This is a genomic window from Leucobacter chromiiresistens (genome assembly GCF_001477055.1).
In the GTDB taxonomy this organism is placed as follows: Bacteria; Actinomycetota; Actinomycetes; order Actinomycetales; family Microbacteriaceae; genus Leucobacter; species Leucobacter chromiiresistens_A.
Genome location: NZ_LDRK01000063.1, coordinates 1 through 6,132, shown reverse-complemented (window position 1 = coordinate 6,132; position 6,132 = coordinate 1). Strand labels below are relative to the sequence as shown.

8 protein-coding genes are annotated in these 6,132 nt (G+C 73.1%); 2 read left to right on the top strand and 6 right to left on the bottom strand.

The annotated features are described in order from the left end of the window. A partial coding sequence (locus NS354_RS09590) for a PLP-dependent transferase (protein WP_058594292.1) occupies nt 1–1,007 on the top strand: 1,007 nt, incomplete at its 5' end. A gap of 112 nt (nt 1,008–1,119) precedes the next feature. Here NS354_RS09590 and panB read toward each other — a convergent pair. From panB to NS354_RS09560, 6 genes are read right to left on the bottom strand one after another with little or no spacing between them, the layout of a single operon-like run. Next, complete coding sequence (panB, locus tag NS354_RS09585; RefSeq protein ID WP_058594291.1) at nt 1,120–1,968, bottom strand: 3-methyl-2-oxobutanoate hydroxymethyltransferase; 849 nt, start codon at nt 1,966–1,968, stop codon at nt 1,120–1,122. Nucleotide 1,969: 1 nt separating this feature from the next. Beyond that, on the bottom strand, nt 1,970–2,842 hold the full coding sequence (panC, locus tag NS354_RS09580) for a pantoate--beta-alanine ligase (RefSeq protein ID WP_058594290.1): 873 nt from the start codon (nt 2,840–2,842) through the stop codon (nt 1,970–1,972). Continuing rightward, nucleotides 2,839–3,564 (bottom strand): Rossmann-like and DUF2520 domain-containing protein, encoded by a 726-nt coding sequence (locus NS354_RS09575; RefSeq protein WP_058594289.1) that lies wholly within the window; start codon nt 3,562–3,564, stop codon nt 2,839–2,841. The genes panC and NS354_RS09575 overlap by 4 nt, the downstream gene beginning before the upstream one ends. A gap of 8 nt (nt 3,565–3,572) precedes the next feature. Beyond that, nucleotides 3,573–4,760 carry a UDP-N-acetylmuramate dehydrogenase gene (locus tag NS354_RS09570; protein ID WP_058594288.1) on the bottom strand — a complete coding sequence of 396 codons (1,188 nt, stop codon included), beginning with the start codon at nt 4,758–4,760 and terminating at the stop codon, nt 3,573–3,575. Then, the gene (locus NS354_RS09565; protein WP_058594287.1) at nt 4,760–5,185 is read right to left on the bottom strand and encodes a MaoC/PaaZ C-terminal domain-containing protein; all 426 of its coding nucleotides are present in this window, start codon (nt 5,183–5,185) and stop codon (nt 4,760–4,762) included. Before NS354_RS09565 ends, NS354_RS09570 begins: the two co-directional genes overlap by 1 nt. Beyond that, nucleotides 5,182–5,637, bottom strand: a complete 456-nt coding sequence (locus NS354_RS09560; RefSeq protein ID WP_058594286.1) for an FAS1-like dehydratase domain-containing protein — start codon at nt 5,635–5,637, stop codon at nt 5,182–5,184. Before NS354_RS09560 ends, NS354_RS09565 begins: the two co-directional genes overlap by 4 nt. Before the next feature lie 121 nt (nt 5,638–5,758). On the opposite strand from NS354_RS09560, the gene NS354_RS09555 reads away from it, so the two are divergent. Next, the coding region (locus tag NS354_RS09555; RefSeq protein ID WP_275934825.1) for a biotin carboxylase N-terminal domain-containing protein at nt 5,759–6,132 on the top strand (374 nt) is incomplete at its 3' end.

Here is a 6,132-nt window from a genome sequence, read left to right as displayed (position 1 = left end):
CGTCGATCTACGGCGGCACCCGCATCCTCTTCGGGCGCAGCTTCAAGCGGTTCGGCATCGCCTTCGACTACGTGTGGGATACGGACGACGACGCCGAGTGGGATCGCGCCATCCGGCCGAACACGAAGGCAATCTACACGGAGACGATTCCGAACCCGCGCAACGACGTCACCGATCTGCGCCGCATCGCCGCGGTCGCCGCGCGTCACCGTCTTCCGCTCGTCGTCGACAACACGGTCGGCACTCCCGCGCTCATCCGCCCATTCGAGCACGGCGCCGACATCGTGGTGCACTCGACCACCAAGTTCCTCACCGGCCACGGCGCGGCCGTCGGGGGCGCGGTCGTCGACGGGGGCTCCTTCGACTGGGAGGCGGCGGAGCGCGCCGGGCGCGCCTACCCGCTCATCACGGCATCTCCACGGCCCGGCCTGGGCTCGATGCTCGACCGGTTCGGCAGGGGCGCGTACGCGCGCGCCGTGCGCGAAGCGGTGGTGAACGACATCGGCCCGTCGCTGTCGCCGTTCAACGGCTTCCTGCTGCACCAGGGCATGGAGACGCTGTCGCTGCGCATGGAGCGCCACGTCGACACGTCGCTGGCGATCGCCGCCTGGCTCGAGCAGCAGCCCGAGGTGGAGTCGGTCGACTACGCCGGGCTACCGTCGAACGAGCTGCACGACATCGCGGTGCGCGACTACGCGGGCCGCACGGGCTCCGTGTTCGGCGTCACGGTGCGCGGCGGCATCGAGGGCGCCCGCGCCTGCGTCGACGGCCTGCGCGTGTTCTCGCGCATGACGGGCATCGGCGACACCCGCTCCATGGTGATCCACCCGCTGACGTCGACGCACGCGACCTTCCCCGACGAGATCAACGACCGACTCGGCATCACGCCGGGCCTGCTGCGCCTCTCCATCGGTCTGGAGGCGGTCGACGATCTGCAGCGCGACCTGCGTGCGGGTCTGGATCGCGTCGCTGCGCTCGCCGCACCCGCGGTCTCGCTCGCGCGCTGACGGCGGCTCAGCTCGACGCGAGTTCGGCACGGCGGGAGCTCGGCTCCGCGCGGCTCGGCTCCGCGCGGGTCGGCTCGGCGCGAGTCGGCTCGGCGGGTCGGATCCGCGCGGCTCAGCTCGACGCGAGTTCGGCGCGGGCGCCCTCCAGGGCTTCAGGGGTCGCCGCGTAGCGGTGCTCGGGGGCGGGGAATGCGCCGGAGCGCACCTCGTCCGCATAGGCGGCGATCGCTTCGGCCGCGTCGTCGCCGATGCTCGCGTAGCGCTTCACGAACTTCGCCGTGCGCCCCTCAGTGATGCCGAGCAGGTCGTGCGCCACGAGCACCTGCCCGTCGGCCTCGCCCGCGCCGATGCCGATGATGGGGATGCGCAGCTCCTCGCGCAGCAGCGCCGTGAGCTCGGCGGGCACGGCCTCGACGACGAGGCAGAACGCGCCGGCCTCCTGCACGCCCCGCGCCTCCCGCACGAGCCGCGCGGCGGTCGCCGCGGTGCGGCCCTGGGCGCGCAGTCCGCCGAGCGCGGTCGCGGTCTGCGGGGTGAGCCCCAGGTGCGCGACCACGGGGATGCCGGCCGCGACGATCGCGCGGATGCGGCTCAGCCGCGGCGCCGACCCGCCCTCGAGCTTGACCGCGTCGGCGCCCGCCTCCTTCGCGAAGCGCACGGAGGTCTCGACGGCCTGCGCATCCGACACCTCGGTCGACCCGAAGGGCACGTCGCACACGAGGAACGCCGTCTCGGTGCCGCGGCGCACGGCGCGGGCGAGCACCAGCATCTCGTCGGTCGTCACGGGAACGGTCGAGCCGTACCCGAGCACGACCTGCGCGGCCGAGTCGCCGACGAGCACCATGTCGACGCCGGCGCGCTCGGCGGCGCGCGCTCCGGGATAGTCGTACGCCGTGACCATCACGATCGGCTCGCGGCGCTCGCGTTTCTGCTCGAGTGCGGGAATCGTCACCTGCGGCATGTCAGTGCTCCTCGGTCGGGTCGGGCAGGGCCAGCAGCGCGTTGTCGATCAGGCGCACCGATCCGACGCGCGCCGCGATCGCGCAGAGCACCGGATCGGCGATCTCGCTCACGGGGCGAACGGTGCGCTCGTCGACGAACGCCACGTACTCGGGCGAGATGCCCGCAGCGGTGAGCACCGCCGCGGCTCGCGCATGCAGCGCCTCGACGGAGGTCTCCCCCAGCGCGAGGGCCGCCTCGACCGCTTCGAGCGCGCGCGGGATCGCGGTCGCCCGCGAACGCTCTTCGGCGCTCAGGCGCACGTTGCGGCTCGAGAGCGCGAGCCCGTCGCGGTCGCGCACGGTCGGGCACGCGACGATGCGGGTCCGGATGCCGAGATCCGCGACCATGCGGCGCACGACCATCACCTGCTGCGCGTCCTTCTGCCCGAAGTAGGCGGCGTCCGCGTCGGAGGCGAGCAGCAGTTTCGCGACGACCGTGGCGACGCCGTCGAAGTGCTCGGGCCCGCGACCCGAGGCCTCCATCGTCTGCGTCAGCGGGCCGCCCACGTGCACCGTGGTCGCGAACCCGTCGGGGTAGAGCTCGGCGGCGTCCGGCGCGAATAGCACGTCGACGCCTGCGGACTCCGCGAGCGCCGCATCGGCCGCCTCCTGCCTCGGGTAGCCGGCGAGGTCGGCCGACTCGGTGAACTGCTTCGGGTTCACGAAGATCGACATCACCACCACGTCGCCGTCGCGCCGCGCAGCGCGCACCAGCGAGAGGTGGCCGTCGTGCAGCGCCCCCATCGTCGGCACGATCCCGACCCGCTCCGCTCCGCGGGCGCGCGCCCGGCGCACCTCGTCGCGGAGCTCGCTCACCCTGCGTACGATCTTCATGCGACCCCCTCGGCCGTCGCGCCGCGCGATCCGATCAGCGCCCGGCTCGCCTCCACCATCGCATCGTACAGCGCCCCGCTCGTCGCGTCGCGCTCGGCGAGCGCCTCGCGCTGCAGCGCGATCGTCGCGAGATCGCCGCGCACGACGGGGCCGGTCAGCGCGGCCGTCGGCCCGAGACGCTCCCAGTTCGCGAGCGCTCCGCGCGCGAGCGGGGCGAGAGCCTCGCGCGGCACGCCGGCAGTGGCCGCGATCCGCTCGGCCGTCGCTTCGAGCACGACGAGGAAGTTCGCGGCGATCGACGCCGACGCGTGGTAGGCCGCGCGATCCTCGTCGCGTACGCGGAAGGTGCGCATGCCGAGGCGCTCCGCGATGCCGGTCGCCGCCTGCAGCGCCGCTGCGGTCGAGCCGTCGACCGCCGCCCAGGCTCCGTCGAATCGGGTGGTCTCGTCGGCGGCGGAGAGCAGCGGGTGCAGGCTGCACGACTCGCGCGCGCCCACCGCCCCGAGCGGCGTGATTCCGGAGAGGTGCCCCACGATCGGCCCGGGCGCGATGCGCGCGGCCGCGTCGGGGATCGCCGCATCGGGCACCGCGAGCAGCACGAGATCGGCCCCAGCCCCGTCGGCGCCCCGTCCGCCGATCGGCAGCACGTCGGCCTCCGCCTCGCGCAGCGCGCGATCGATCGCCCGCCCCATGCGGCCGGCTCCGACGATCTGGATCCGCATCGCCGCGGCTACAGCTCGAGACCGTACAGGTTGGGCTCGGGCGCGAGAATCACTCCGAACTCCTGCTGCACGCGCTGCACGACGAACCGCGCGAGCTCCGCGACCTCGTCGGCCGTGGCGCCCCCCTGGTTCGTGATCGCGAGCGTGTGCTTCGACGAGATGGCGGCCCCGGAGCCGGGGAGCCTGAAGCCGCGCCGCACCCCCGCCTGGTCGATGAGCCACGCGGCGGAGAGCTTCACCATGCGCTCCGGCTCCGGCTCGGGCACGCGCACCGGGAGGCCCGCCTCGAGCTCGGCGAAGGTGGTGACGGCGTCCACCGGCTCGGGGACGGGCTGCGGGAACCGGGGGGCGCTCTCGGGAAGATCGCGGGCGAACCGCTCCGTCACGATCGGGTTCGTGAAGAAGGATCCGCAGCTCCAGCTGTCGCGATCCTCGGCGTCGAGCACCATGCCCTTCGAGGCCCGCAGCCGCAGCACCGATTCCCGCAGCTCCCGGATCGGCACCCGATCGCCCAGTTCGACGCCGAGCGCGCCCGCGAGCTGCGCGTAGGCGATGGGCTCGGAGAGCACCTCGGGCGCCGCGTGGCGCGCACCCCGGGTCGGCTCGCCGACCGTGAGCACGATGTCGATCGACAGCACGACGCCCTCGAGCCCCTGCTTGATGGCCGAGTCGCGGTAGGCGAGGCCGAGCGCATCGGCGGGGATGCGCCGCGCGTGCCCCCGCTCGCGGTCGAGGAACTCGATCGAGTGCAGCACATCCGACAGCTCCTGTCCGTACGCGCCGATGTTCTGCACCGGCGCCGCGCCCGCGAGGCCCGGAATGCCCGAGAGCGCCTCCACGCCCGACCATCCGTTCTCGACGCACGTGGCCACGAGGTGGTCCCAGTCGTGGCCGGCCTGCACGCGCAGGCGGATCCGCCCCTCGGGCAGCGCGTCGTCGGCCACCGGGGCGATGCCGGTGGTGCGCACGAGCAGCACCGTGCCGGGGAATCCCCGGTCGTTCATGACGGTGTTCGAGCCCCCGCCGAGCAGCATCCACGGCTCGTCGGTGTCCCAGAGCCCCTGCGCGTAGGCGACGAGCTCGTCGGTGGCGTGCGCGACGAGCACCCGCTCCGCCGGCCCGCCCACGCGCATCGTCGTGAGGTCCGAGAACGGGGTGCCGTCGCCCGCGGGTTCGGGCCCGATCTCGGGGAGCATCAGGCGAACGCCGCCACGAGCTGCGCCTTGCCCAGCACGGTCGCGCCGTCGAACGTCGTCTTCAGGTCGATCCGCGCCGTGCGCGCATCGACGTCGATCGCGCCGATCGTCGCCGTCACCGTGATGCGCGCGCCCTCGGCGGCGTCGACCGGAACCGGGCGGGTGAAGCGGGACTGGAAGTCGCGCACGCTGCCCGCGGTGCCGAGCCAGTCGGTCGCGACCGAGCCGGCGACCCCCATCGTCAGCATCCCGTGGGCGAGCACGCCCGGGAGCCCGACCGAGACCGCGACGTCATCGCGGTAGTGGATCGGGTTGAAGTCGCCCGAGGCGCCCGCGTACCGCACGAGCCGGTCGCGGGTGAGCACGAGCTCGCGCTCGGCGACGACGTCGCCGGTGGCGAGGGATGCGAAGTCGGGGGCGGTCATGCGTTCTCCTCCTCGGCAGCGCGCACCACGAGCGTCGAGATGGCCGTGACCACGTGCTCGCCCTGCGCATCGACGACATCACTCGACGCGGTCACCATCGAGTGGCCGCCGAGCTGCTTGACGGCGGTGATCGTGAGCGTCGCGGTGAGCTCGTCGCCCGCCACGATCGGCCGCGTGTAGGTGAACCGCTGGTCGCCGTGCACGACGCGCGAGAAGTCGACCCCGGCCTCGTCGTCGGCGAGCAGCTGCGCGAGCGTCGCCTCCTGCACCACCACCGCGAACGTGGGCGGGGCCACCACGTCGGCGAAACCCGCGGCGCGCGCCGCCTCGGGATCGACGTGCAGCGGCGACGCGCTGAGCACGGCCCGCGCGAACTCCCGCACTTTCTCGCGCCCCACCAGATACGGAGCGGTCGACGGATACACCCGGCCTTGGATCTCTGGATTCACCACGCTGCCAGTGTACCGAGGGGCCCCTGCGACCGGCGTGCAGTTCGGTTCCGGTAACGATTCGTCAAAAGGTTTGTGCGATATATCCAAGGCTCGGCCGCGGCGCTCGAATAGGCTGTACCTCATGTCGCGCATCCGTAAAGTGCTCATCGCCAACCGCGGTGAGATCGCCGTCCGTATCATCCGAGCCGCAGCAGACAGCGGAATCGCCTCGGTAGCCGTCTACGCCGACCAGGATCGGGACGCGATGCACGCCCAGCTCGCCGACGAGGCGTACGCGCTCGGCGGCACGACGAGCAGCGAGACGTACCTCGTCATCGAGAAGATCCTCGGCGTCGCCCGGCGCTCGGGCGCCGACGCGGTGCACCCCGGCTACGGCTTCCTCGCCGAGAACGCCGAGTTCGCCCGGGCCGTCATGGACGCGGGGATGACGTGGATCGGCCCGGGCCCCGACGCCATCGAGCGCCTCGGCGACGTGACGGGCGGAGACCTTGTCGC

What these genes read in the sequence shown, in the direction of transcription:
- panB (WP_058594291.1), bottom strand. Translation starts at nt 1,968, where the DNA reads ATGCCGCAGGTGACGATTCCCGCACTCGAGCAGAAACGCGAGCGCCGC.
- panC (WP_058594290.1), bottom strand. Translation starts at nt 2,842, where the DNA reads ATGAAGATCGTACGCAGGGTGAGCGAGCTCCGCGACGAGGTGCGCCGG.
- NS354_RS09575 (WP_058594289.1), bottom strand. Translation starts at nt 3,564, where the DNA reads ATGCGGATCCAGATCGTCGGAGCCGGCCGCATGGGGCGGGCGATCGAT.
- NS354_RS09570 (WP_058594288.1), bottom strand. Translation starts at nt 4,760, where the DNA reads ATGCTCCCCGAGATCGGGCCCGAACCCGCGGGCGACGGCACCCCGTTC.
- NS354_RS09565 (WP_058594287.1), bottom strand. Translation starts at nt 5,185, where the DNA reads ATGACCGCCCCCGACTTCGCATCCCTCGCCACCGGCGACGTCGTCGCC.